This is a genomic window from Magnetovibrio blakemorei (assembly GCF_001746755.1).
In the GTDB taxonomy this organism is placed as follows: Bacteria; Pseudomonadota; Alphaproteobacteria; order Rhodospirillales; family Magnetovibrionaceae; genus Magnetovibrio; species Magnetovibrio blakemorei.
The window spans coordinates 37,937-61,408 of sequence record NZ_MCGG01000010.1; the positions used below are offsets into that span (position 1 = coordinate 37,937).

Consider the following 23,472-nt stretch of genomic DNA (forward strand, 5'->3'; position numbering starts at 1 on the left):
AGTAGGTCTTTTCGATAATTTCATAATTTTTTTGTGGGATTGATACTGAGCTCAGATCCTAAAGGTTTTAAGACATTTCGGCCCATTCAGGACTGCTGAATGGGCCGATGAATGCTTGGATGTGTGTTTCATGTCGGGTGAGCGCTATTTCGTGCGGATACGCCGACCCGTGGCTTTGTCGATGGTCACTTTTTTGACCAATGAATCATCAACCGTAACGATTTCGGCGACGATGGTTTTGTCGTCGAGTTCCGTCACTTGGCCGACTTTCAAGCGGTCATTGCCGCGTTGTTTGAGGTGCTGTTCCATGTTGGCGCGCACGTCGTCAATGGTGAGCGGTTGAGCCAAAGCCTGGACTTGTCCGTTCGGACAGCCTTGCCCGCCCATGTTGTTGTTCATCATGCCGCGGCCCATACCTTGGTTCATGCCGTAGCCCATGCCCGGGCTTATACCTGGGCCCATGCCGTAACCGCCGCCATGATAGCCATATGGACTGTGGGCATAAGCACCCACCGCGCCCAAACTGGCGATGGCGACGACCGCGGTGATGATGAGTGTCTTGGTTTTCATGGTGTTTCTCCTCAAGGTGTTCTGTGTGTGGATCTGAGGAGAAGATGGATGCTTCGCCTCTTGACTGAGTTAAATGTAGGCGTGTTGCGTTGCTGGGAGGTGTCTGGATCGGGGGGATTTGTAACGCTATGTTGCTGGGTGCGGAGCCGTTACACTCTGTTACCAAGTTCCCGTCACACCGTTTAAAAATAAGCGCTATATTGGATTTATGGACAGAACTTCACACATCTTGATCGTTGATGACGACCGCGAAATTCGCGACTTGCTGAGCCGCTTTTTGAGCAAGCACGGCCTGCGTGTCAGCACCGCCGCAAATGGCCGCGAAATGGCTGCAGTGCTGGATGGTGGGGCCATCGACTTGATCGTTTTGGATTTGATGATGCCGGGCGAAGACGGTCTGACGTTGACGCGAAACCTGCGCGCCAACAGCGCTGCGCAGGGCGGCGGTATTCCCATCATTATGCTCACCGCCATGGGTGAAGAAACGGACCGCATCATCGGTTTGGAAATGGGCGCGGACGATTATTTGGCCAAGCCGTTCAATCCTCGCGAATTGCTGGCACGGATTAAGGCGGTGGTGCGCCGTTTCTCTGCACTGCCCACATCTTTGGAAGTCCCCGGGGAAGGGGGCGGGGATGGCCTGGTTACATTTGCCGGGTGGACCTTCAATATAGCCGTTCGGGAATTGACCAATCCCGACGGCGATGCCGTGATCCTTAGTGGTGGTGAGTTTGAGCTGTTGCAAGCCTTCATCAGTCATCCCGGGCGGGTGCTCAACCGCGATCAGTTATTGGATTTGGCACGCGGCCGTGACGCCCAACCGTTTGATCGCGCCATTGATGTGCAAGTCAGTCGGTTGCGCAAGAAAATCGAGCCTGATCCGAAAAAACCCACCTATATCAAAACGGTGCGGGGCGGGGGATACATGTTTACCCCCACCGTCACAGGTCCCACGATCATGGGGCAGGCGTCTGCACAGGGGGGAACATGAAGCTTTGGCCGCAAACTCTGATGGGGCGGACCCTGACGGTGGTGCTGGCCGGCATTGCGCTGAGCATCTTCATCACCATCGGACAGCAGCTTTTGGACCGCAGCGTTTTACTGGCGACCATCGGTGGTTGGCATGGGGTGGAGCGCCTGTCCGACAGCATCATTAAAATCGAAGCGGCAGACCCCGCAAGCCGCACCGCCTTGGCCAAGTCCTTTGAAACGCCGGGCTTTCGCGCCGCTTGGGGGCAAGACAGTGTGCTGCCAGACAAGGAACTGGACTGGCAGGGGCAACAAGTGCGCACCGTGCTGGAAAAGTTTTTGGGCGAAGTTGCCCCCGGTGCTCTGCGCATTGCCCTGGTTAACTACCGGGATGCTTCTCGCGCCGTGCCCCATGCGCGCATGAGCGAATGGCGCAAGCGTGTGGAACGACACGGTGGTCCAGATATGATGGCGCATATGTTACGCGACCGTGATGAGGCGCGTACGCCCGGGGGCCTGTCTGGCGATGGGCCGAATATCCGGCCTTTGGTGCTGCTGATCAGCTATCAACTCACAGATGGCTCGTGGTTGACGTTTGTCACCCCGCCAGCCCCGCCACCGCCCTTCTGGGGAACCCGGTTCTTTCTGCTTTCGATGATGATGTTGCTGGTGTTAATCGGCATGACGGTGTGGGCGGTGCGCCGTTCGACCAAGCCGCTGGGGCGCTTTGCCTTGGCTGCGCAACGGTTAGGGCTGAACGTCAATGCCCCGCCTATGGACGAAGAAGGGCCGCGCGAGGTGCGTCGTGCCGCGAAAGCGTTCAACCGCATGCAGCACCGCTTGCAGGCCTTTGTCAAAGACCGCACCCATATGCTGGCCGCCATCAGCCATGATTTGCGCACCCCCATCACTCGCCTCAGGCTGCGCGCCGAATTCATTGAAGACGATGAGCAGCGCCTCAAAATGCTCGGTGATTTGGATGAAATGGAAGCGATGATCGCGTCCACCTTGCAGTTCGCCCGTGATGACGTCGTGGGCGAGTCCAATAAAGTCTTGGATCTTGCCGCCTTGGTCCGGGAACTGTGCACCGACGCGGTTCAAGCGGGCGATGAGGTCGAATACGTAGGACCGGAACGCTTGATGTTCGACGGCCGTGAAGTGGCCTTAAAGCGCATGGTTGCCAACCTGATCGGCAATGCGGTGCGTTACGGCGAACGCGCCCGGGTGACGCTAGACGTCAGTGAAGATGATGCGTGTCTGACCGTCAGCGACGACGGCCCCGGCATTGCCGAGGATATGATGGAGCGGGTGTTTGATCCGTTTGTGCGGGTCGAAGGCTCTCGCTCACGCGAAACCGGCGGTGTTGGTTTGGGACTGACCGCCGTCAGAACCATCGTTCAGGCTCACGGTGGGCACATCGATCTGCTGAACAGGCCTCAAAGTGAAGGTCGGGGCGGTTTGGACGTTCGTGTGTGTTTGCCCCAAGGTTTGGTGTGAGGCGCATTTTTCGTCGTTATGAGCTCGACAACGTCTGCTTCATCAAAGCTTCGAATTCAGCGTTGAGGGCTTCAGCGGGAACGCCTGCAGCCACCAGCTTGCTTTTGGCGGCGATCAAGTTGTTGGCAAGCTGGGTTTTGATTTGCAGATTTTGTTCCGTGGCATTGGCGCGAATGCTGGCTTGGCTGGCTGCGACCTGCGCTGCCGCATCCCCCTCGACAACTGCGCCGACGGCTTCGACCAGTTTGCTGAGGATTTTGTAGACGGCATTGGCCGAAAAGCCACCCAACAGCGCCAACAATGGCCGCGATGTGGTTGTTTCAACGTCCAGTGAAACCAGTTCCGACAAAACAAATCCGGCGATCAAGCCCAAGGCAAAGTTGATCCAGTAGGTGGTGTTGTTGTTGGGGTCGAAGGTGCCTTTATCAACAAACTGATAAGCCTTGTAGAGGTTCGCAAACGACCCCCCGATGGCGGCAGCGCTCAACAAAAAGAGCGATACGCTGACTTGGGCGAAGCCGTCGCGCTCAAAGAGAGATTTTCCCAACTCAATGGCGTTGATTTGGCTGGAGACGCTCAGATAAATAAAGGCGGCAAGGGCGAAAAAACTGACGATGACCATGTGGCGAATGATCGGGATGGGGCCTAAAAACTTTGCCAAGTTTTGCGCACCAAAGATTGTTTCTTTGCGTTGCTTTTTGAGAAACAGAAGGCTTCCCGGCAAGGCCGGCAAAATGAGAACAGAAAGCGCGTTGTGAATGCTGATCAGCACTTCAAAGCAAGGTCTTTGCTGTTGTTCAATCTGTCCCTGAACCGATTGAAGGTTTTGCGCCACGCTGTCGGGGATGCTGACGCCGACATCCAACGCGTGTTCTGTCATAACGGCGATTTCATCGAGAATGTAGCTACCGAGATTGACGACATCTGACGGAGGGACTGGCTTTAAATCATCGTCTTTATGTGCAGATTGACCGGAAGTTGTGGTGTTCCCTGGATCGGTTAGAGGGCTGTCTGGCGTGCCGATATCCGTCATTTTCACCTCCAAAGTGCGCAGTTCAATGTACCTTATGAGGTGTATTGTATAATATAAATATATTAAAAAGTGTATTATTTTTGCAGCAAACTACACACGCTCAATTGGCGTTGGTGAAACGAACTCAATGTGATGGTGCGCTTAAGAAGCGCCTTTTCCACCGTGGGTGAGGGACCAGCCAATGGGATCAGCCAAGAAATCCTTGACCCCTTGGATAGCCGCGGGGGAGAAAGCTTGGCGTTCTTCAGCAACTTCCAATACATCTTGCCAAGTGGCGAGATAATGCATGGTCACGCCTTCTTTGGCCAAGGTGTCCAACGCGCCCGGAAAAGCGCCATAGAAAAACACCACGAAGGCATCGGATACGGTTGCGCCCGCATCGCGTAGCGCGTTGACGAAGTTGATTTTTGAGCCGCCATCGGTGGCCAGGTCTTCGACCAGCAACACGTGCGAGCCTTCGGGCATGTAGCCTTCGATTTGCGCGTTGCGGCCAAAGCCTTTGGGCTTTTTGCGCACGTACAGCATCGGCTTGTCGGTCAGGTGGGCAATCCATGCGGAATAGGGAATGCCTGCCGTTTCGCCGCCGGCAACCGCGTCAACGCCGTCCAAATCGGAATCCCGGCTCAGCGTTTGCACCGCCATGTCCATCATGCGGGTGCGTTCTTTAGGGAACGAAATCAATTTGCGGCAATCGATGTACACGGGGCTCGCCCAGCCGGCGGTCAAGATATAGGGCTCTTCGGGACGGAAGTTGACAGCTTCGATATCAAGAAGGATTTTGGCCGCTTCCAGACCAAAGGGATTGCGTTTGACGCTCACGGGTACGTCTCCAATTGCCAAATGAATATGATGCCCGTTTATGGCCGGGTCGGCGGATGAAGTAAAGGGCGAGCAGAGGGGGGTTAATGAACTTTGTGCGGATGGCTGACGTAACCGTCTTTGGACAAGGTGTTGAAGTAGGTGATCACTTCAGGGTGATCAATGGGGCCGCCTTCGGCGTCGGGCTCTAAGTTCTGTTCCGACACGTATGCGTGATTTGCGGTGCCGTCGATCAGCACATGGTACCAAGGTTGAGAATCGTCGTGTTGAAATTTGGGGCGACGGTCTTGCGCTTTCATTTGCGCGCCGACGCGAAAATGCGGGTCTACGTCGACAATCACGCCGCGATAATCGAACAGAGTGTGGTGAATCAGCTGTCCGACCGCATATTTGGCGCGTTCACACCCCGCCCTTTTTGGGGAAGGGGCGCGTGAGGGCGTGGTCGCAGCGTCGAAATCGGACGGATTGTGAGTCACAGAACGTCTCCGATGGTTATTCACCCCTTAAGCTTCCCGCTATTTTGCCGTCGGGTCAACCACGGCTTTGCAGTTGGCCTCATTCATGGCACTTTAGGTGGGCTAAGTTTGATGTGGGGATTCTCCCTTCAGTGAGGTCGCAAATGGAAAAGAAGCACCCAGAATATCGCACGGGTGGCGCTTTGATTGCTCAGGCTCTGGTCGCACACGGGGTGGATACGGCGTTTTGTGTGCCGGGTGAGAGTTATCTGGAAGTTCTGGACGCCTTGTACGACCATCAAGACACCGTGCGGGTGGTGACGTGTCGCCATGAAAACGGTGCGGCCTATATGGCTGAGGCCTATGCCAAGCTGACCGGGCGGGTCGGTGTCGCCATGGTGACGCGCGGGCCGGGGGCCTGCAATGGGTCTATTGGGGTGCATACGGCATTTCAGGATTCTTCGCCCATGGTGTTGTTGGTGGGTCATGTCAGGCGCGAAGACATTGGCCGCGAGGCCTTTCAAGAAGTTGATTTTGAACAGATGTTCGCCCCTTTGGCCAAAGCGGTGCGGCTGGTTTCCAGCACCCAAGCGGCGGCGGCTGATGTCGCGTGGGCGTTTGATATGGCGTTGTCAGGTCGTCCTGGCCCTGTTGTGTTGGTGTTGCCCGAAGACATGCTGCGGGAATCCGTAGAGGCCTGTGTGCCGGCGCCGATCCCGCCCGCCATGGACGATATGGACAGTGGCGCAATTGAACGCATTCACCACCGTCTGGTGCAAGCCAAGCGCCCCATGGTGATGGTCGGCGGCAGCCGCTGGACCGCCCAAGCGCGTGCCGACATCTTGGCGTTTGTCGAAGCCATGGATTTGCCCGTGTGTTGTTCCATGCGCCGCTTGGACATCATTGACAACACTCATCCGTGCTTTGTGGGGGAACTGGGCATCGCACCCAATCCGCAGCTGTTGCAACGCGTCAAAGACGCCGATGTGCTGCTGGTCGTGGGAGCCCGGTTGGGGGAAATGACCAGCCAGGGCTATACGCTTTTGACGCCCGAAGAGGCAGAGCACAAGCTGGTGCACGTTCATGTGGAGCCTCAAGAATTGGGTCGCGTGTTTTCTCCCGCTATCGGCGTCGCCTCTAGCCCCCAAGCCTTCGCGGCGGTGGCAAAGGCTTTGGGTGCACCCTCAAACCATTGGGCGGGTTGGCGTGCACAGGCGCGGGCCGATTACAACGCCTGGCGCAAACCTGACCCGGTGCCGGGGCCGTTGGACCTGGGGCGCGCCATGCAAAGTTTGGATGAACTGTTGGACGACAACGCCATCGTCAGTGTGGATGCGGGTAACTTTACCGGCTGGGCGCAACGTTACCTGACGTTCGGCGGCAAGCGTCAATTCATCGGTCCCACCAATGGGGCAATGGGCTATGGCGTACCGGGCGGGGTTGCGGCAAAGGCGGCGTTCCCGAACCGTCAGGTCGTTGTTTGTGTCGGCGATGGCGGCTTTGGCATGACCGGGCAAGAAATTGCCACTGCCTTGCAACACAAACTTAAATTGCTGATTTTGGTGTTCAACAATTCAAGTTTTGGGACCATCCGCATGCACCAGGAACGCAGTCATCCGGGACGCGTCATCGCGACGGACTTGTGTAATCCCGATTACGCTGAACTGGCGCGGGCCTATGGCGCGTACGGGGACCGGGTGGAAACGACGGCGCAGTTTTTGCCCGCTGTTGAAAGCGCCTTGGCCGCGGATACACTTGCCGTACTTGACGTGCGCTTCGATGCCAATATCATCTCGACCCGCACCACCTTGGACGCCATTCGAGAAACGGCGTTGAACCGACAATCCAAAAAGGACACAAACTGAGATGGCCCTAGAAGGCGACCATGCCCGCGTTTGGCTGCTGATCGACGATCGCGCCGGCAACAAGTCCCAAGTTCTGGGGGTCGCCCGCGCGTTGGGTTTGCCCTTTGAAATCAAAAACATCGCTTACACCGCATCGGCGGCGTTGCCCAATTATATGCTGATGGCGTCATTTTCCATGTTGACCCAATCGTCACGGGTCAATCTGGCGGCGCCGTGGCCCGATGTGGTCATCGCGGCCGGACGGCGCACCGCACCCGCCGCACGGCGGATCAAAGAGCTGTCGGGCGGGAAAACCTTTTTGGTTCAAATTATGCATCCCGGATCAACCGGAGAAAATGACTTTTCGTTGATCGCCGTGCCCCGTCACGATGCCATGGGAGAAGCAGAAAACCGTTTCACCATGGTCGGTGCACCTCACGGGGTGACGGCTCAAAGCTTGGCTGAGGCCAACCAGATATGGGGCGGCAAGTTTGATCACCTGCCCAAGCCGCACATTGCGCTGATCGTCGGCGGCGACACCAAACGTAAGGCATTTACTCTTGATATGGCGCGGGACTTAGGTGCCCACGCCGCCCAACTGGCCCGTGATGCGGGCGGCTCTTTGCTGGTGACCACGTCCAGGCGGTCAACGCCTGAAGCAACCCAGGCCTTGATCGATGCCTTAGGTGATGTGCCGGCGTATGTGTATCGGTGGGGCGATGAAGGGGAAAACCCGTACATGGGCTTTTTGGCCCAGGCCAGCCACATCATCGTCACCGGCGACAGTGTGTCCATGTGCTGTGAAGCCTGTGGCACAGAGTGCCCGGTGTATATCTTTGCGCCCAAAAAACTCACCGCACACAAACATGCAAAGCTGCATCAAGACCTGTTCGCCAAGGGCTATGCACGGTCCTTGGACGGGGTGAAGGTCTTGGAGGATTGGAGCCACGAACCGCTGAATGCGGCGTTTGACGTCGCGGCGGAATTGCGCAAACGTTTGGGCTTGGATTGAGGGAGCTGGATTGATGGAGGGGGGACGGCGTATGCGCGTCTGGTTAACAATCTTGGTGATCGCCTTTGCGCTTCCCGCCCAAAGTGCGGAGCCGCAAACGGGCATTTCACCCGAAGAACTGAAAGCTCATTTGACGGCCTGGGGCTATAACGTGTTCGCCCATGAAGACGAAGAAGACCGCCCACAGTTGTTGGTCAGTCACCCATCCGATGACGCACACACCGAAGAAGTGGGAGATCGCAAGGGCTTCGCGATGCTCATGCTGAACTGCAAGCCCGAAGAGGCCATGTTTATGCTGCGCCGCTGTGACGGTTTTGAATTTCGCGCTTACCTGACGCCGGGCTTTCCCATCAAAGACAAAGTTTACGCCGAATGGAACCGGGACCTTGGCCACAGTCGGGCGTTTGTGAAAGAAGGTCATCCGCGCTTGGCGTGGCGGGTGAACGTGCGGGGCGGTTTCGTGTGGGAAAATATCTTGGATACGGTTGGCGTATGGCGTGCAGAGCAAGCGGCTTTCGTTGACCGTCTTGACGCTGCCGTTATGGATTAGGCTGTACCTTAAAATCATTGCAAGAGATGTCGGGGTGTCCCATACTTGTGTGCAGGGACAGACAATGAACACTGGGCATGAGTTGGGGCACTGTGGCAAATGCCAATCCACCGCCGAAGGGCACCGGTCAAAGCACTGCGCCGCAAAGTGGGGCGCTCGGTGGCTTGAGGGTGCTGATCGTTGATGACGATCTTGATTTTGCGAATACGCTAAAACATCAGATCTTTGAGGGCTGCGCACAAGACGGCGGCGTGGTTGTTGTGTCGTCTATTGAGGCGGCTGACGAGCAGCTTCGCGCGCATATGTTTGACGTTTGTTTGCTCGATTTCGAGCTTGCGGATCGTTTCGGCTTGAAACGGGAAACCTTGAGCCGCTTCGCCCATATTCTCACCGCGTTGGTGTTTCTGTCCAACCGCCCAAGTAAGGCTTCTGCCTTACGTGCGCTCAGTTTTGGCGGCAAAGATTTTCTCATCAAATCGCGCCTTTCCAGCTTCGATGTCGCCAAGAGCATTTCCTATTCGCTGTATTGGAAATACAGAGAAATCGAACTGGAAGCGAATACTGTGCACGACCAAGTCACAGGCTTGGGCACGGTGCCTTTGTTTGATGAGCATCTGCGTCACGCCCTGGAAGTCGCCAAACGTGGCAAAGAAAAGATCGGTTTGCTGATGATCGGATTGACCGGGATGGAACCGGTGCTTCAAGACTATAACGATTCTGTTAGCGATGAGTTGTTGAAGCAAGTGGGTGAGCGCATCGTTGGAAAGTTGCGGACATCCGATGTGGTGGCGCGCTTGAGCGATCAACAATTCGGGGCCATTTTGGTGAACGTCAAATCCGACGCCATCGTCAAAAGCATCACCGGAGCGGTGACGGACACGATTGTGAGCAAGCCCTATACGATCAATGGTTATACCCTCAAAATCGGGGCCAATGTGGGTACGGCGACGTATCCGGACCATGCTCCCAACCTGGACGATCTGAAGTTTGTTGCCGATAAGGCCCTGTCTGAGAAACATAGCAAACACGGCACGTCAAAGATCAAGGACCACGCGTTCGGCTATTATTAAGGTGTTTTAAAAGCTCGTCAGAATGCCGATGAATGCCCCGGTCAAGCAGGTGGCGATGGTGCCTGATACCAAAGATTTCAGCCCCAATCCCACGATTTCACTGCGCCGTTCGGGGGCCATGGTGGTCAACCCGCCCAGCATGATGCCGAGACTGCCGAAGTTGGCGAAGCCGCACATGGCATAGGTCATGATCAGCTTGGAGCGCTCCGACAGTGCATCTGCGGGCAGGTCTTTCATCTGCAAATAAGCCAACAGTTCGTTGAGCACGGTTTTGGTGCCCATCAGGGCCCCCGCCGTCGGCGCTTCCGCCCATGGCACCCCCATTAACCACACCACCGGGGCCATCAACCAGCCCAGCATGCGCTGCAACGCCAATGGCTGACCAGCGACGTCGGGCAACAGGCCCAGCACGGCGTTGAGCAGGCTCACCAGTGCCACCAACACAATCAACATGGCGACGACGTTGAGCAGCAACCCAACCCCGGACAAGGTGCCTTGGGTGATGGCGTCCATGGAACTGTGGGTCTGGATGGGGGCCGACAGTTCGCCCTCGGTGACATTTTGGGTTTCGGGAACCATCAGCTTCGCCACCATAATGGCGGCGGGCGCGCTGATCAAAGACGCGGTCAGAATATGGCCCATGGCACCGGGAATGACGGTGCTGAGGAAGGTCGCGTACAGCACCATGACGGTGCCCGCGATGGTCGCCATGCCGCAGGTCATGACCATAAACATCTCGGCCCGGCTGAGGCGGCTTAAGTAGGGACGTACAAACAAAGGGGCTTCGATCATGCCCACAAACACGTTGGCCGCCGCACTTACGGCGACCGCGCCGCCGACGCCCATGGTACGGCGCAAGACGGATGCCAATGCTTGAACGACAAGCGGCAAAACCCGCCAATGAAACAACAGTGCCGACAAGGCGCTGGTGACCAAAATCAACGGCAGAGCCTGAAAGCCCAAAACAAACGCAGCACCGGGGTACGATTCCGCAAACGGTAAATTCCCGCCGCCCAAATAGCCGAAAACGAAGGTTGTCCCGGCTTTGGTGGCCTCTTGCAGGGCCAGAACGCCGTCGTTGATCCACAAAAACAAGGTGTGGCTGCCCGGCAGCTTCAGCAACAGCAATGCCAACACCAATTGTACGGCTAAGCCCGTAGCCGCCACCTGCCACGCACGGGTTCTGCGGTCTTCACTGATCGCCCACGCCAAGGCGGTGAGGGCAAAGACGCCCAATAGACTTTGCAGGCCATCCATGATTTCCCCCCGGAATGTTTTGCCTAAACCACCTTGGCCTAAACCGCCTTAGAATGGCGTCCCTGACCGCTGCCCAGATACGCGTCAAACGCACTGGCGACCAAGCGGACGAAGGGGCGGCCGTCTTCGCTGACGGTGATGCGGGTGTCGTCCACGGTGCAGATGCCGTCAGCGCTCAACGGGGCCAACTTGGCGACGTCATCTGTAAGGGTGCTGACCTCAAAGTCGTGGGCTTTGCACACATCGGCCAAGTCGACGGTCAAGTCGCACATGATGCGCTCAATGATGTCGCGGCGCAGTTTGTCGTCTGCGCTGAGTTCAATGCCGCGTGCGGCGGGCAACACACCGGAATAAATAGCTTGGCTATAGGCTTTGAGCGGCTGTTCGTTTTGCACGTAGCCTTGCGGCAAATAACCGATGGCCGATGCGCCAAAGCCCAACATGGCGGGGGCGCTGTCGGTGGTGTAGCCCTGAAAATTGCGATGCAGCTCGCCGGTTTCGACGGCATTGGCCATGGAATCGTCTGGGTGGGCGAAGTGATCGAAGCCGATTTGCACATAGCCCAGCGCCTTGAGCCGTTCGACCGCCAAGGTGAACTGTTTCCACCGTTCCGCCGCGTCGGGCAGGGTTTCTTCCTTGATCAGCTTTTGGTGCGATTTCATCCACGGCACATGGGCGTAGCCAAACAGGGCGATGCGGTTGGGCTGCAAATCGACGGTTAAATCGACCATACGCTCAATTTCAGCGGTGTCTTGGAATGGCAGTCCGTACATCAAATCCATATTGATGCGGGTGATGTCGTGGGCGCGCAGCCATTCGATGACCTGTTTGGTGGTCTCGTAGGGCTGAATGCGGTTGATGGCTTCTTGAACCTTGGGCTCATAGGACTGAACCCCAATCGATGCGCGGTTAACGCCCGCCAATTGCAATTCCCGCACATAGTCTTCGGTGGCGGTGCGGGGGTCCAACTCGACGGCGACTTCGGCATCGTCGGTGACGTCAAAACGATCACGCAGCTTGGTCATGATGGCCAGCCAGTCTTCGCCCTTCAACATGGTCGGCGAACCGCCGCCCCAGTGCAGGTGCTTGGCGGAAAAACGTCCCGGTAAAGCATCGGCGACCAAATCGATTTCCGCCAGCAAAGCGCCTAAATATTCTTTGACCGGATCGTAGCGTTTGACGATTTTGGTGTAACAGCCGCAAAACCAGCACATTTCGTCGCAAAACGGGATGTGGAAATACAACGACAAGGGGGTGCCTTGGGGCAGCTCCGAGAGCCATTTTTTGTAGACTGCGCCGTTCACACCCTCATTGAAATGCGGGGCGGTGGGGTAGCTGGTGTAGCGCGGAACGCGCAAGTCGTATTTGTTGATCAGGTCGTTGGTCATGCGCTGTTGAGCTTTCCGTCGCAATTTCAGTCAGGCGCATAACCTAAGGCCCGCGCGCCCGAAGTGCAAGCGCGCCTCACGGTGGGGGCGTTCACAATCTTGGCACCAGTACGGAGGCTATTTGCTCAAGTGCAAGTTCTTCAATTCCGCCCCGATGGCGCGAAAGGCCAGCGTCAGCGTTGCGGAATCGGGAGATTCGTAATAATTATCGGCGCTGGTGGCGCAATTGGTCAGCATCGTTTGTGTTGAACCGCTGATGGAGGTGCCAAAGGCGATGGTGTAAACGATAATGCCCGCATTTTTCATGCCGGTGCAGACTTCACCAAGCCTGTCATCCAATTCATTTTCCGCAGATGATTGGCTGGAGGTGCCCAAATTGGCTTCGGCAAGCAGACCATAGGCAGAATAGTACGAATCAATCATCGTATTGTCGCCGTCGGTGAGGATAATCGCGGCTTTGTTCCAATCCGGGTCACTGTAAGCTGCCCCTTCGGTAAAGGGTGCGCTCGGCGAAAGCACCCGCCACCCCCACACCGCACCGAAATTGATGTGCGTGCTGCCCAACGGCGACATGGCGGTGATTTCTGCCTCCAACGTCGCACGGTTGTTGGTCAGCGGGGTGATCGGGCGGGGGCAGTGCTTGTTTTTATCGCTAGACTTAATATTGTAAAACGGTTCCCACTTTCCATCCGTGACGATGTCGCTATCGAGTATGTCAGCCGGATAGGTGCGTGCCATGACACATCCTTCCCAAGTCGAGCCGCCCCATACATTTTGCCGTAAACTTGGCTCATTCAGCATTTTGGGGAGGCTTAGGGTGGATAAGCTGGCCATTTGGAGCAAGCCCGCAGAGCCGGAGGCCGGGTATGATTGGCTCAAACTGTACAATTTGGCCAATTTAGACGATTTGAACGAATGGGATGTGGCGAATTGACGTTCTGCATGTAATGGCGCTGGGACCTTGAGCAAGCTGGCCCAGTTGGTAAAAGTGCCCGCCGTCTGGTTAATGTAGGCGACATTTCCCGTGCCGATGTTGACGGTGTTGTCAAACGGCACCAGACCGACTTTTAACAAGTCTGGCGTTGTTTCATCGCCGAACAAAATGTCGATCAAATCTTGGGCGGCTGATTTCATCGCATTCATTTTGCTGATCGGCATACCCATGGATCCGGTGTTGTCCAACACCATCACCAATTCCAAGCCGTTGGTTTCAACGGTGATTTCGGCGCTGGATGCCACCGTGATGGTGTCGATGCCGACGATGCTCATGAACACCGTGTTTACGGTGGATTGGCCGGTCACGGTGAGGACACCGCCAACGTCGGTGAATGTCAGGTTGCTGGTGGTGCCGATTTCCGAAGCGGCGTAATTGGCGGTAAAGAAGCTGTTGAATTGGGATTCCAGATATGCAGGGTCGGAAGACGTCGTGCGCATGGTGCCGACCGCAAGGCCTGCTGCGTCCAATGCGTGGCTGAGACGCGATTTCACCAAATAGGCCCGCGACAGATCGATTGCCAGACCGCCCGCGATCAGCATCGGTATCGCCGCCAAAGCCACAATCACCGCCACTACACCCCGTTCAGCATCGGCAAATTGCCGGGCCTGCTGCACCAGGCGATTGATGAGAGAGAAGAGGTTGGGCATGATTATGGCTCCCAATAATCAATATTTCAAAACGTAATCAACCTTACGTGGGCGCATGTAAGAGACTTCTTCAAGGGTCAGCGTGGTGGGGATAATGAGCTCGGCAATGGGGGTGTAGGTATAGACGCCGCTGACGATGATGATGCTGGCCCCTGCCTCGCCGTGGCCGACGGCCAAAGTTGTCGGGTTGACGATGGAACCGCCATTCCAGCCGCTCGACCAGCTTAAGGTCGGGTCGCCAGTGCTGTCGTCAAAACGTACGCTGGCGATGCCGATGGTCAAGGGGGCGGTGCTGTATGGGGACATGGTGAGCTGTGCCGCCATATAAATTTCGGCGAGATCGGCATCCGTGACATCGGTTTTTTGACCAATCAAATCAGCCGCCGACTGCATCGCGTTCAGCAGTTTTTGTTCCACTGACATCACATTGGAAAATTCGATAATTCCCATCAAAAGCAAAAGCAGAAACGGTAAGACCATGGCGAATTCGGTCGCCGCAACGCCACGTTCATTGTGCGCAAAGCGCACCACGGCTTGGTGAAATGGGGGGGGAGAGATCAATTTTGGCATCATATCCGGCCCCTTACTCATATGGTTCGTTTTGAAAAACGACCGTCGAGGCCAGCAACCGCTTTCCCGTTCCGGTATTGTCCAAGTATGAACCGATCAATGGGGTGGCAAAATCCCAGTAATACATCACTCGAACCACCACGATATCTTCTGCGCCGCCCGCAGCAAAGCCGTAGGTTATGGGTTCGCCGGTGTCGGGGTCATAGGTGGTTTCCAGATTGACCGATGTAAATGTCGCGACGGTGCGTGCGTCGTAAAACACATTGCCGCAATTGATTGAGGAACTTAATAAACCGCAGAGCGTATCGTAAAAATCGGTGGTGGCGTCGCCGCTCGATTGGGCTTGACCTGTGCGAATGCGTCGAGCGGCCTCAATGGCTGCGCCATCAATATTTGCCGAAGCAAAAAACATGATGGAGACTTCCAAAATCGCCATAAAGATAAAAAAGAGGATTGGTGCGACAAGGGCAAATTCCAAGGCCGCCGCGCCGTCGGCGTCGCTTTTAAAGCGTTTCAGGGAAAGGCGTTTCGCAACCATTGGACGGCTTTCATATTCAGGCTTAGGCGAATGTTTCAAAAGAATTTATCGGTAAACCTTAAGCTCATTTACTTTCATTTTCCAGTTTAAGGCATACAAATGCAGTGATGCCCATCACGGAGCGGTGCAAGAGCTGACGATATGCTGTCATATGATGCGTTTGGGTGTATCTATATGGGATGAATGCGAAAGCCGTTTGCTGTAAAGTGAACGTGAAGGCTGAAGATTGAACTGTTAAGGCGCACGGACCAAAAGCAAATGTTGAATATGGGGTCAAAATCGAACGAAAACGCTCAGTGCCGTTGGCGGGGTGCCGTGATCGGTGGCGTGCTGGTGCTTTTGACCGGGTGTCAAACTACGTCCCTCTCCAAGACTGGAAATGACGATCCTTATCAGCAGGGCGGCGTGCAAACGACGATGCTGCAAGCCGGGCGCGAGGCCGAAAGCGCCAGCAAATACGAAACTGCAGCAGGCATTTATGGTCGCTTGTACGAGTCTCGTCCTGAAGACAGCGCTGTCCTCACCGCGTTTATTCGCAATATGCGTTACAGCGGTCGGGCCAAGGAAATTGTTGGCTATGTCGAAAAACAAACGCCGCACATGTTGGCAGACCAATACGTCAAGTTTGAGTACGCAAAAGCGTTGCTGGCCGCTGGCCGCAAAGCGGAATCTTTGGATGCGCTCAAAGAATTGAGTCCCCAAATGCCCGATCAATGGCAGGTCTTTTCCGCCATCGGCATTGCCGCAGATTCCTTGGAACTGTACGGCGAAGCCATGGCGGCCTACCGAACGGCGCTTCGATTATCGCCCAACAACGAAGTGGTGATGAACAATATGGCCATGTCGCAGGCCAGTGCCGGCCACCTTTTGGAAGCGATAGACACATTGGAGAAAGCCGCCGGGATTAACCGGACAAACCCACATATTCGACAAAACTTGGCCTTGCTCTACGCCATTAACGGTGACGTTGCTCGCGCTCAAACCCTTGCCGCTATGGACCTGGATGTGAGCGATGTGGAAACCAATTTATCTTTCTACCGTCGTTTCGAAGGGGCCGTTCAATGAGCGATGAGGCCCTGAGCGACAAGACTTTGGGCGATGAAATGGTGACAGAATCGCATCTGTCTGCTTCGTCATCTGAAAATTTGGCTGAATTGGAAAAACGGCGCAACACGGTGCGGCTAACGACGGTGTTCGGTGGGCGAATCAGTCAGTACGGCCGGGCCTATGCGTGCACCATTTCCGATATTTCCGTCGGCGGGGCGAAGGTTAAATTAAAAGATCCTAATGATTTTAAAGCGCTGGTGAAAGATCAAAGCGTGCAACTTGTGTTTGAGAGGCTTAGTGACTACAAAGCTCTTAATGGAGTTGTCGCTTGGCAAAAAGCGAACGAATCTGTCGTTGGGTTGACGTTTACAGATCCGGAATTGCGTCGCCGGGTTGTGATTAAGCGCTTGATGCCAAACCGCTGGCGCATCGCCAATGAACATGCAAAGCGATCCGATACAGAAGGCATCGCGTCAGAAGATCATGATGAAACAACGTGAATTCGTGAAACGCGTTGTAGTACTTGAATTTCTTTGCCAAGATATCGGACAAGGTCCACGACTGATGAAGCCAATCTTATGAATGAAGTTCAAGACCAGACCGTCGACCCACAAAATCGCAAATTAGACGGTATCGAGCTTTTGGCCGAAGCGCCGCCGCAGGTGGTGCGCGAGTTGGAAGAGCGCTGTCAGTGGAAGCTGTACCAAGCCAATCAAATTGTCGTTGAGCGGGGTGAGGAATCCAGCGACGTGTTCTTCATTGCGAAGGGTGGCGTCAAAGTCATGGATTTTCTCGCCAATGATCAAGAAATCGCTTTGGCAGAGCTGGGCACCGGAAGCAGCTTCGGCGAAATGTCCGCCATCGATTTTTCTCGGCGTTCGGCCCGGGTCGTCGCTATGCAAGACACGAGCGTGGCGATCTTGCCGAGCAAGGACTTTCGCCGTCTGCTGATGGATTGCCCGGGAATCGCTGTGATGCTGCTGAAGCGATTCGCTGGATTGATTCGCACCTTGAACAATCGGGTGACATCGCTGAGCACCTTGAGCGCTCACCAGCGCGTGTACTATGAATTGCTGCGCATGTCTGAACCCAATACAGAAGGGGATGGCACGTGGATGATTCACTTTTTGCCCAAACATGAAGAAATTGCAAGTTGGAGCGGGACATCGCGCGAAGACGTTGCTATGGCCATCGGTCATTTGGCGCGCGAAGGCATTGTTGGGCGCAAGCATAAGTCCTTGGTGATCAAAGATCACGGCCGCTTGCAGATGCTCGTGAACCAGTGATCGTATGCAAGACGTCCCTTGTTGTGGTTACCTTGGTGTGACGTCTGTCATATGCATTTTATTGTAAACTAGATTATGTTGATGCTACTAAACCGCCAAAATCCATGTTTACCATATGGTTTTGACGGACGCTAAATCGTAACGGTTGCTCTTCGGCCGGTAACCTTGCGGTATCTTGTCTCCACTTGTCCTCGACGACAAAGCTTGTTTTTTACTAATGTAAGATTAACAGCTTGGTTTATAAAGGGGAATTGGATACATGTGCTTGACTTCCAGTTTTCATTAGGCCAATGTTAGGCCACGTGATTGGAGTGTCCGGTCTTTTTTGTGGCCTTGAGCAAGACGTAGGAGTTGTGACAATGGCTAAGTTTTCTAAGCTTATGACCCGTTTTACGCGTGATGAATCCGGTGCAACCGCCATCGAGTATGGTCTGATTGCCGCCCTCATCGCAGTGGTTCTCATCGGTGCGCTGACCCTTTTGGGCACCTCCTTGAAATCCAAGTTCAACACAGTGAGTGATAGTTTAGCTACACCAGCAGAGTAACCGCTGGGTTGAGATACAGCTGCAGTTCATTCGTGCAGTATGTGCGAACGCGGAACCGCCTCTGACCCCTGGTCGGAGGCGGTTCTGTTTTTACCTCATTATTTCAGGTCGTTTTCCTCTTAATTTGATATATTTTTGATATCTTCAAGCCAGTGTTGGTATGGTTTAGGGCACGTTTAGACTTAGGGGATGCCTCTGTATGGCGACATTGCAATCTGAATTTTTAATTTTCTATATCGCCTTACTTATTTATGGCGCTTGGTCGGATGCGCGCACTTTGAAAATTCCCAATTGGGTGTCGCTGACCTTGTTGGTGGCCTTCTTTCCGACTGCCTTAAGTGCGGGGTTGAGCCTTGAAACCATCTCTTGGCACTTAGGCGGCGGTTTGCTGTTTTTGGTGGCGGGTTTTGTCCTATTTGCTTTCGGCCTGTTTGGCGGCGGTGATGCAAAATTGTTGGCCGTGTGCGCGCTGTGGACGGGCTGGGATCAGCTGTTGTGGCTTTTGGCCGCCGTTGTTTTGGTCGGGGGCGGCCTTTGCATCCTCGTAATCATCTTGCGTCGGGGGTTAGGGATGTGGCCTGATTGGCTGGTAAACGCGGCAAAAGGCCTATTTGAGCCAAACAAAGCGGTGCCTTACGGGATCGCCATCGCAGCGGGCGCGCTGATGGTCTTGCCGCGTATGGCGATTTTCCCACCCATGTGGCGGGACTTGCTGGCATTAATTTTAGGCTAGAGTCAGGCCCCTGGAGATTGCCCGTCCTGTAACAGGTCGGAGCTTGCGTTTGAGGGGCAGGGAGCTGGGGGCACAACGTTGCGCACAATCCATCCGGCGGCCATCCAAGCCATAGCCGCACCGATCAGGGCCACGTAGCCATCTACGGCATAATGCCATCCCAGATGAACGGATCCGACCATAATTATGACAACATACGTGCCCGTAATCCATGCCATGCGGCGACTGAATGAGCGAGCCAATAAAAATATCAATAAAGCCACCGCGACATGGAGCGATGGCATTGCCGAAATGCCTCCGCCCAGGCCAGCCTTGCCGTCTTGGTACAGGCGCCATAGGTATTCCTGTCCGAGAAGGGCCCGGTTGGTGAAAATGTCCTGTGTGGACTGGAGATAGGCAAGTTGTTCGGCAAAGGGGTTGGGGCCATCAACGATATAGCCGTAATAACAGGGGCCGGCTGAGGAAAATAGCAATGCGCCAAGGCTGCCCAGGATCGCCCAAGTCAACACAAACGAAATCAGAAATTGCATCCGCAACGCCCGTTTTTCGAGCCGAAACATCTGCCAATAGACAACACAAATCATCCCGTGCCAAAAATTATACAGGTAGCTCAATGCCGATGTGACCAGGGGATGGCCGAGCACGGGTTGCAGAAGTTGCCACGGGTGCACACCGCCGTGCAGGGCTAAGTCGGCACGCATCAGAGTTTGGTCCCAGGCAAAAGGCACAATTTCAGGTATTGATATCTTGAAGGACGTGAAAACACTGGAAAACAAGGGCAGCAGCAAAACCGGAATATACGCGGCGGCGGCGCGATCAAGCGAAAAAATTTCACTTTGACGAATCCCCTTCCACAAACCAGCGGTGCGAAAAGGCCGCACGTGCAGAGCATGGTAGGTGGTTTCGCCAAAAATGCGAAACCCGGCCATTGCCACCAAGGGAATGGCGGTTGCGATCAGATACTCATCAAACACCGGCAATCCCACAATGCCATGACTTTCTAGGTAAGCCACCGCGATAATGCAGTACAGCACGGTCAGGACGAACAAAGCAAAGTGATGGGAGGCTTCAGCGCGCAGACGATCCTGCCACGATAAGGGTAACGCTGTTTTTTGGCGAGATGGCGAACGCGTCAGCACAAATTCGGTATCCGATCACATGCTGGAAATGCGGATGGCGGCAGGCCCGATTACGACCATGAACAGCGGCGGCAAAAAGAACAAAATCATCGGTACCGTGAGCATGGCAGGCAGGGATGCGCCCTTTTTTTCCGCCGCCGACATGCGTTCTTCGCGCCGTTCTTGTGACAGAACCTTCAGCGCTTGGCCCACGGGCGTACCATACTTTTCAGACTGAACAAGGGTTGTCGCCAGAGACTTGATGGCGGGCAGACCGGTGCGTTCGGCAAAATTCATATAGGCCTTGTGGCGATTGCCCAGGTACGCCAACTCGGCAGATGTCAGGCCGAATTCCTGCGCCAGCGCGGGGGATTTGGTGGCGATTTCGGCGGTCACACGGTCAAACGCGCCTTCCACCGACAAGCCGCCTTCCACACAAATCACCATCAAATCGAGCGCATCGGCAAAGCCAGAGTTCAGCTCAACTTGGCGTTTTTGTGCTGCGTTGGTGACGAACACTTTGGGCAGATAAAAGCCAGCCGCCGCTGCTGCCGCCATCATCAAGGCCTTAACGGGCAACGGGTAGGGGAAGTTTTTCCACGCCGAAATGACAATCAGGGCGATGACAAACGTGCCAATGGCCATGGCGATGCGGGCGAAGGTGAACATGACCAACGCGCTTTGGCTGCGATAGCCGGCTTGCGCCAGGCTGCTTTTGAGTTCTTTGGACGACAGGGCTTCGTCTAACTTCAAAGCATGCAAAATCTTTTTCATCACATCGTCACGGGTTTGCGACTGGCGTTGACGGATGGAAGAGCCTTTGGACGCAAAGCTGTCCATTTGGTCGCGCGACAGTTCCTTGCGCCGATTGGAAACCATTTTGACGCGCTTGGACGTGCTTCCGGTAAACAAAAACGGCAGGGCCAGGGCGGCCACGGTGATAAACGCAGCCAGTACGGCCATAGAGACGATCAGGGTGGGAACGGGAATGCCAAACATGTGCTTTACGTCCTCCTCAAACCTCAAAATTGATCATACGTGACATGACAAAAACACCGACACCCATCATGCCTAAGGCAATGAAAACCAAGTGAATGCCATCGGTGAAAAGGGTCGCCACATAGGGCGGGTTGACCATGGACAGCATGCCCAAAACAAAAAACGGCAGACTGGCGATGATGCCCGCTGAGGCTTTCGCTTCCGAACTGAGTGCTTGGATTTTGTCTTTGATGCGTTTGCGGTCGCGCAGCACAGTGGATAAGTTTTCCAAGGTCGCCGCCAAATTGCCGCCGGTTTGCTTTTGAATCTGCAACACGATGGCAAAGAACTTAAATTCTGCCGTTGGGATGCGCTTTAAGGCACGGGACAAGATTTCTTCCAAAGTCATCCCTAAGCGCTGGCCTTCGACCACCATGGTGAATTCTTCGCCCAAGGGCCCTTCAAATTCGCGGGCAATGACGTTGAGGCATTCGCCAACGGGTAAACCGGATTTGATGCCGCGGGTGATGACGTCGATGGCTTCGGCGAAGTGCTTGGTGAACTCTTCTTGGCGTTTGCGCGCCATGCGGCCCAAGATATATTTGGGCAATCCCGCCCCGGCGACGATGCCCACTGCGGGTATGGCCAAAGGCGGCGCCCCCGTGAGATAAGCGCCGAGGGTCCCAACAATGCCCAAGACGATGCAAATCATCACCAGCACCTTAACTTCGACTTGCAGTCCGGCCTGCAGAAGGGCCGAAGCGATCTTGTCGCCCATGCCTTCGTCTTTTTGCTCTTCACCGATGCCTTTTAACTTGTCTTGAATGCGTTTTTGTCGCCGCCCTTCGGCCTTGGCTGAGATGGAGCCGCTGTTGGCGATGGAGCCAATGGACTCAATGCGTTTTTTGAGCCGCACCTTCGGTTTTAAGGCAAACGACACCATGGCACCGACAATCACGAACAGGCCCATGCCGACGGCACCGGCAATCATGACGAGGACGGGGAAGTCAATATTCATGAACGGCCCCCTCAAATCCCGGTAAATTGCATGGCTTCGGCCAGTTTGGCTTCAAGGCCGTAGTAACGCGCCTTTTCCCAAAACGATGGCCGCATGCCGGTGAATTTATGACGCCCCACCAATTTCCCGTTGGCGTCTTCACCTTCGATTTCATAGACGCAGATGTCTTGCAAGGTGACCACGTCGCCTTCCATGCCGATGACTTCGGTCAAGTGAGTGATCTTACGCGAGCCATCGCGCAGGCGCGCGGCCTGGACAATGATGTGGACCGCGCCGGAAATTTGTTCGCGCATGGCTCTGGACGGCAGGTTGTAGCCGCCCATCATAATCATGTTTTCAATACGCGACAGCGCTTCGCGCGGGTTGTTGGCGTGAACCGTGCCCATGGACCCGTCATGGCCGGTGTTCATGGCTTGCAACAAGTCAAAGGCCTCAGGGCCGCGAACTTCGCCGACGATGATGCGTTCAGGGCGCATGCGCAGGCAGTTCTTGACCAAGTCGCGCATGGAAATTTCGCCTTTGCCTTCCAAGTTGGGCGGGCGGGTTTCCAGGCGCACAACGTGGGGCTGTTGCAACTGCAATTCGGCGGAATCTTCGCAGGTTATGATGCGTTCCGAGCTTTCGATGTGGCCAGTCATACAGTTGAGCAAGGTGGTCTTGCCCGAACCCGTACCGCCCGAAATCAGCGTGTTCAAACGGATTGCGGAGATCACTTCCAAGACGGTTTTCAGCTCCGGCGTGATGGAGCCGAATTTGAGCAAGTCCTCCAGCGTTAACTTGTCCTTTTTGAACTTGCGAATGGTGAGCGCGGTGCCGTCAATGGCCAGTGGCGGGGCGATGACGTTGACGCGCGAACCATCTGCCAAACGGGCGTCGCAAATGGGGCTGGCTTCGTCGACGCGTCTGCCGACCGCCGATACGATGCGCTGGCAAATGTTCATCAATTGCGCCTGGTCGCGGAATTTGACGTCGGTTTTTTCCATCTTACCATTGACTTCGATGTAGGTGATGTTTGGGCCGTTCACCATCAAATCGGCGATGTCATCGCGCATCAGCAATGGTTCAAGCGGACCGAGGCCTAAGATGTCGTTGCAGATGTCTTGGATGACCGTTTGTTGTTCCTGGATGGACAGCACCAACCCCCGCATGGAGATGATTTCGCTGACCATGTCGTTGATTTCTTCGCGCACCTGATCGGGGGTGAGGGAACTGAGTTCGGCCAAATCAACGGCTTCCATCAAGTCGTTGAAGACATTGATTTTGACCGCATCAAGTTTTTCTTTGGCTTCAGCGCTCAACGGGGCATTGGTTTTTGCCTTAACTTCCACCTCCGGCTTTGGTGCAGATTTCGGCGCAGACTTTGCTGGGGCAGCGGCAGCAGGAGCCGTCGCGGCAGGGGCAGGCGCAGGATCTGAAGCGGGCGTGTCTTTTTTCACACCGCCGCCAAAGGGCTTAGGAGGGGGTGATCCCGGTCCGGCTGATCCGCGTCGTCCAAACATGGTGTGCGTCTGTATCCGTTCTTGTCAAAGTC

The 23,472-nt window shown here is 55.2% G+C and carries 24 protein-coding genes; 11 read left to right on the forward strand and 13 right to left on the reverse strand.

Annotation, left to right across the window (positions count from 1 at the left end; genetic code table 11):
- Positions 1-144 precede the first annotated feature (144 nt).
- Positions 145-570, reverse strand: coding sequence for a hypothetical protein (locus tag BEN30_RS03555; RefSeq protein ID WP_069956975.1), 426 nt, complete (start codon positions 568-570; stop codon positions 145-147).
- 208 nt (positions 571-778) lie between these two features.
- Between BEN30_RS03555 and BEN30_RS03560 the strand changes: the two genes are divergently transcribed.
- Both BEN30_RS03560 and BEN30_RS18945 read left to right on the forward strand, forming a co-directional pair.
- Positions 779-1,561 carry a response regulator gene (locus BEN30_RS03560; RefSeq protein ID WP_069956976.1) on the forward strand — a complete coding sequence of 261 codons (783 nt, stop codon included), beginning with the start codon at positions 779-781 and terminating at the stop codon, positions 1,559-1,561.
- Positions 1,558-3,036: an ATP-binding protein gene (locus tag BEN30_RS18945; RefSeq protein WP_069956977.1), complete on the forward strand. Its 1,479-nt coding sequence runs from the start codon at positions 1,558-1,560 to the stop codon at positions 3,034-3,036. Before BEN30_RS03560 ends, BEN30_RS18945 begins: the two co-directional genes overlap by 4 nt.
- A gap of 16 nt (positions 3,037-3,052) precedes the next feature.
- Here the strand turns inward: BEN30_RS18945 and BEN30_RS03570 are convergent, their stop codons facing one another.
- The 3 genes from BEN30_RS03570 to hspQ all read right to left on the reverse strand — a co-directional run bounded on the left by BEN30_RS03570 (position 3,053) and on the right by hspQ (position 5,364).
- A complete protein-coding gene (locus BEN30_RS03570; protein WP_069956978.1) occupies positions 3,053-4,069 on the reverse strand; it encodes a hypothetical protein in 1,017 nt (338 codons plus the stop codon).
- 141 nt (positions 4,070-4,210) lie between these two features.
- On the reverse strand, positions 4,211-4,888 hold the full coding sequence (locus tag BEN30_RS03575) for an orotate phosphoribosyltransferase (RefSeq protein WP_084004959.1): 678 nt from the start codon (positions 4,886-4,888) through the stop codon (positions 4,211-4,213).
- An 83-nt stretch (positions 4,889-4,971) separates the two neighbouring features.
- Positions 4,972-5,364, reverse strand: a complete 393-nt coding sequence (gene hspQ / locus BEN30_RS03580) for a heat shock protein HspQ (protein ID WP_084004960.1) — start codon at positions 5,362-5,364, stop codon at positions 4,972-4,974.
- 143 nt (positions 5,365-5,507) lie between these two features.
- Between hspQ and BEN30_RS03585 the strand changes: the two genes are divergently transcribed.
- The 4 genes from BEN30_RS03585 (at position 5,508) to BEN30_RS03600 (ending at position 9,819) form a co-directional block, all read left to right on the forward strand.
- Positions 5,508-7,208 carry a thiamine pyrophosphate-binding protein gene (locus tag BEN30_RS03585; protein WP_069956979.1) on the forward strand — a complete coding sequence of 567 codons (1,701 nt, stop codon included), beginning with the start codon at positions 5,508-5,510 and terminating at the stop codon, positions 7,206-7,208.
- Between the two features lies 1 nt (position 7,209).
- Positions 7,210-8,199: a mitochondrial fission ELM1 family protein gene (locus tag BEN30_RS03590; protein WP_069956980.1), complete on the forward strand. Its 990-nt coding sequence runs from the start codon at positions 7,210-7,212 to the stop codon at positions 8,197-8,199.
- A gap of 31 nt (positions 8,200-8,230) precedes the next feature.
- On the forward strand, positions 8,231-8,749 hold the full coding sequence (locus BEN30_RS03595; protein ID WP_069956981.1) for a type III secretion system chaperone family protein: 519 nt from the start codon (positions 8,231-8,233) through the stop codon (positions 8,747-8,749).
- A 77-nt stretch (positions 8,750-8,826) separates the two neighbouring features.
- Positions 8,827-9,819 (forward strand): diguanylate cyclase domain-containing protein, encoded by a 993-nt coding sequence (locus BEN30_RS03600; RefSeq protein WP_069956982.1) that lies wholly within the window; start codon positions 8,827-8,829, stop codon positions 9,817-9,819.
- 6 nt (positions 9,820-9,825) lie between these two features.
- Here the strand turns inward: BEN30_RS03600 and BEN30_RS03605 are convergent, their stop codons facing one another.
- The 5 genes from BEN30_RS03605 to BEN30_RS03625 form a co-directional block, all read right to left on the reverse strand.
- A complete protein-coding gene (locus tag BEN30_RS03605) occupies positions 9,826-11,076 on the reverse strand; it encodes a NupC/NupG family nucleoside CNT transporter (RefSeq protein WP_069956983.1) in 1,251 nt (416 codons plus the stop codon).
- Between the two features lie 38 nt (positions 11,077-11,114).
- The gene (gene hemN / locus BEN30_RS03610; protein WP_069956984.1) at positions 11,115-12,464 is read right to left on the reverse strand and encodes an oxygen-independent coproporphyrinogen III oxidase; all 1,350 of its coding nucleotides are present in this window, start codon (positions 12,462-12,464) and stop codon (positions 11,115-11,117) included.
- Positions 12,465-12,581: 117 nt separating this feature from the next.
- Positions 12,582-14,108: a pilus assembly protein gene (locus tag BEN30_RS03615; protein WP_069956985.1), complete on the reverse strand. Its 1,527-nt coding sequence runs from the start codon at positions 14,106-14,108 to the stop codon at positions 12,582-12,584.
- A gap of 18 nt (positions 14,109-14,126) precedes the next feature.
- Positions 14,127-14,681, reverse strand: a complete 555-nt coding sequence (locus tag BEN30_RS03620) for a TadE/TadG family type IV pilus assembly protein (protein ID WP_069956986.1) — start codon at positions 14,679-14,681, stop codon at positions 14,127-14,129.
- A 10-nt stretch (positions 14,682-14,691) separates the two neighbouring features.
- Positions 14,692-15,216: a TadE/TadG family type IV pilus assembly protein gene (locus BEN30_RS03625; protein WP_069956987.1), complete on the reverse strand. Its 525-nt coding sequence runs from the start codon at positions 15,214-15,216 to the stop codon at positions 14,692-14,694.
- Positions 15,217-15,483: 267 nt separating this feature from the next.
- On the opposite strand from BEN30_RS03625, the gene BEN30_RS03630 reads away from it, so the two are divergent.
- The 5 genes from BEN30_RS03630 (at position 15,484) to BEN30_RS03650 (ending at position 18,827) form a co-directional block, all read left to right on the forward strand.
- On the forward strand, positions 15,484-16,281 hold the full coding sequence (locus BEN30_RS03630) for a tetratricopeptide repeat protein (protein ID WP_170826947.1): 798 nt from the start codon (positions 15,484-15,486) through the stop codon (positions 16,279-16,281).
- Complete coding sequence (locus tag BEN30_RS03635) at positions 16,278-16,763, forward strand: PilZ domain-containing protein (protein ID WP_069956989.1); 486 nt, start codon at positions 16,278-16,280, stop codon at positions 16,761-16,763. The genes BEN30_RS03630 and BEN30_RS03635 overlap by 4 nt, the downstream gene beginning before the upstream one ends.
- Positions 16,764-16,841: 78 nt before the next feature.
- Positions 16,842-17,549, forward strand: coding sequence for a Crp/Fnr family transcriptional regulator (locus BEN30_RS03640; protein WP_069956990.1), 708 nt, complete (start codon positions 16,842-16,844; stop codon positions 17,547-17,549).
- 359 nt (positions 17,550-17,908) lie between these two features.
- Positions 17,909-18,094, forward strand: coding sequence for a Flp family type IVb pilin (locus tag BEN30_RS03645; RefSeq protein WP_069957006.1), 186 nt, complete (start codon positions 17,909-17,911; stop codon positions 18,092-18,094).
- Between the two features lie 199 nt (positions 18,095-18,293).
- A complete protein-coding gene (locus BEN30_RS03650; RefSeq protein ID WP_069956991.1) occupies positions 18,294-18,827 on the forward strand; it encodes an A24 family peptidase in 534 nt (177 codons plus the stop codon).
- A 2-nt stretch (positions 18,828-18,829) separates the two neighbouring features.
- Here BEN30_RS03650 and BEN30_RS03655 read toward each other — a convergent pair whose 3' ends face one another.
- The 4 genes from BEN30_RS03655 to BEN30_RS03670 form a co-directional block, all read right to left on the reverse strand.
- Entirely contained in the window at positions 18,830-19,756 is a 927-nt protein-coding gene (locus BEN30_RS03655; protein ID WP_139134828.1) for a phosphatase PAP2 family protein, read from the reverse strand.
- 225 nt (positions 19,757-19,981) lie between these two features.
- Positions 19,982-20,944: a type II secretion system F family protein gene (locus tag BEN30_RS03660; RefSeq protein WP_069956993.1), complete on the reverse strand. Its 963-nt coding sequence runs from the start codon at positions 20,942-20,944 to the stop codon at positions 19,982-19,984.
- Positions 20,945-20,960: 16 nt separating this feature from the next.
- The gene (locus BEN30_RS03665) at positions 20,961-21,941 is read right to left on the reverse strand and encodes a type II secretion system F family protein (protein ID WP_069956994.1); all 981 of its coding nucleotides are present in this window, start codon (positions 21,939-21,941) and stop codon (positions 20,961-20,963) included.
- 11 nt (positions 21,942-21,952) lie between these two features.
- On the reverse strand, positions 21,953-23,440 hold the full coding sequence (locus BEN30_RS03670) for a CpaF family protein (RefSeq protein ID WP_069956995.1): 1,488 nt from the start codon (positions 23,438-23,440) through the stop codon (positions 21,953-21,955).
- Positions 23,441-23,472 lie beyond the last annotated feature (32 nt).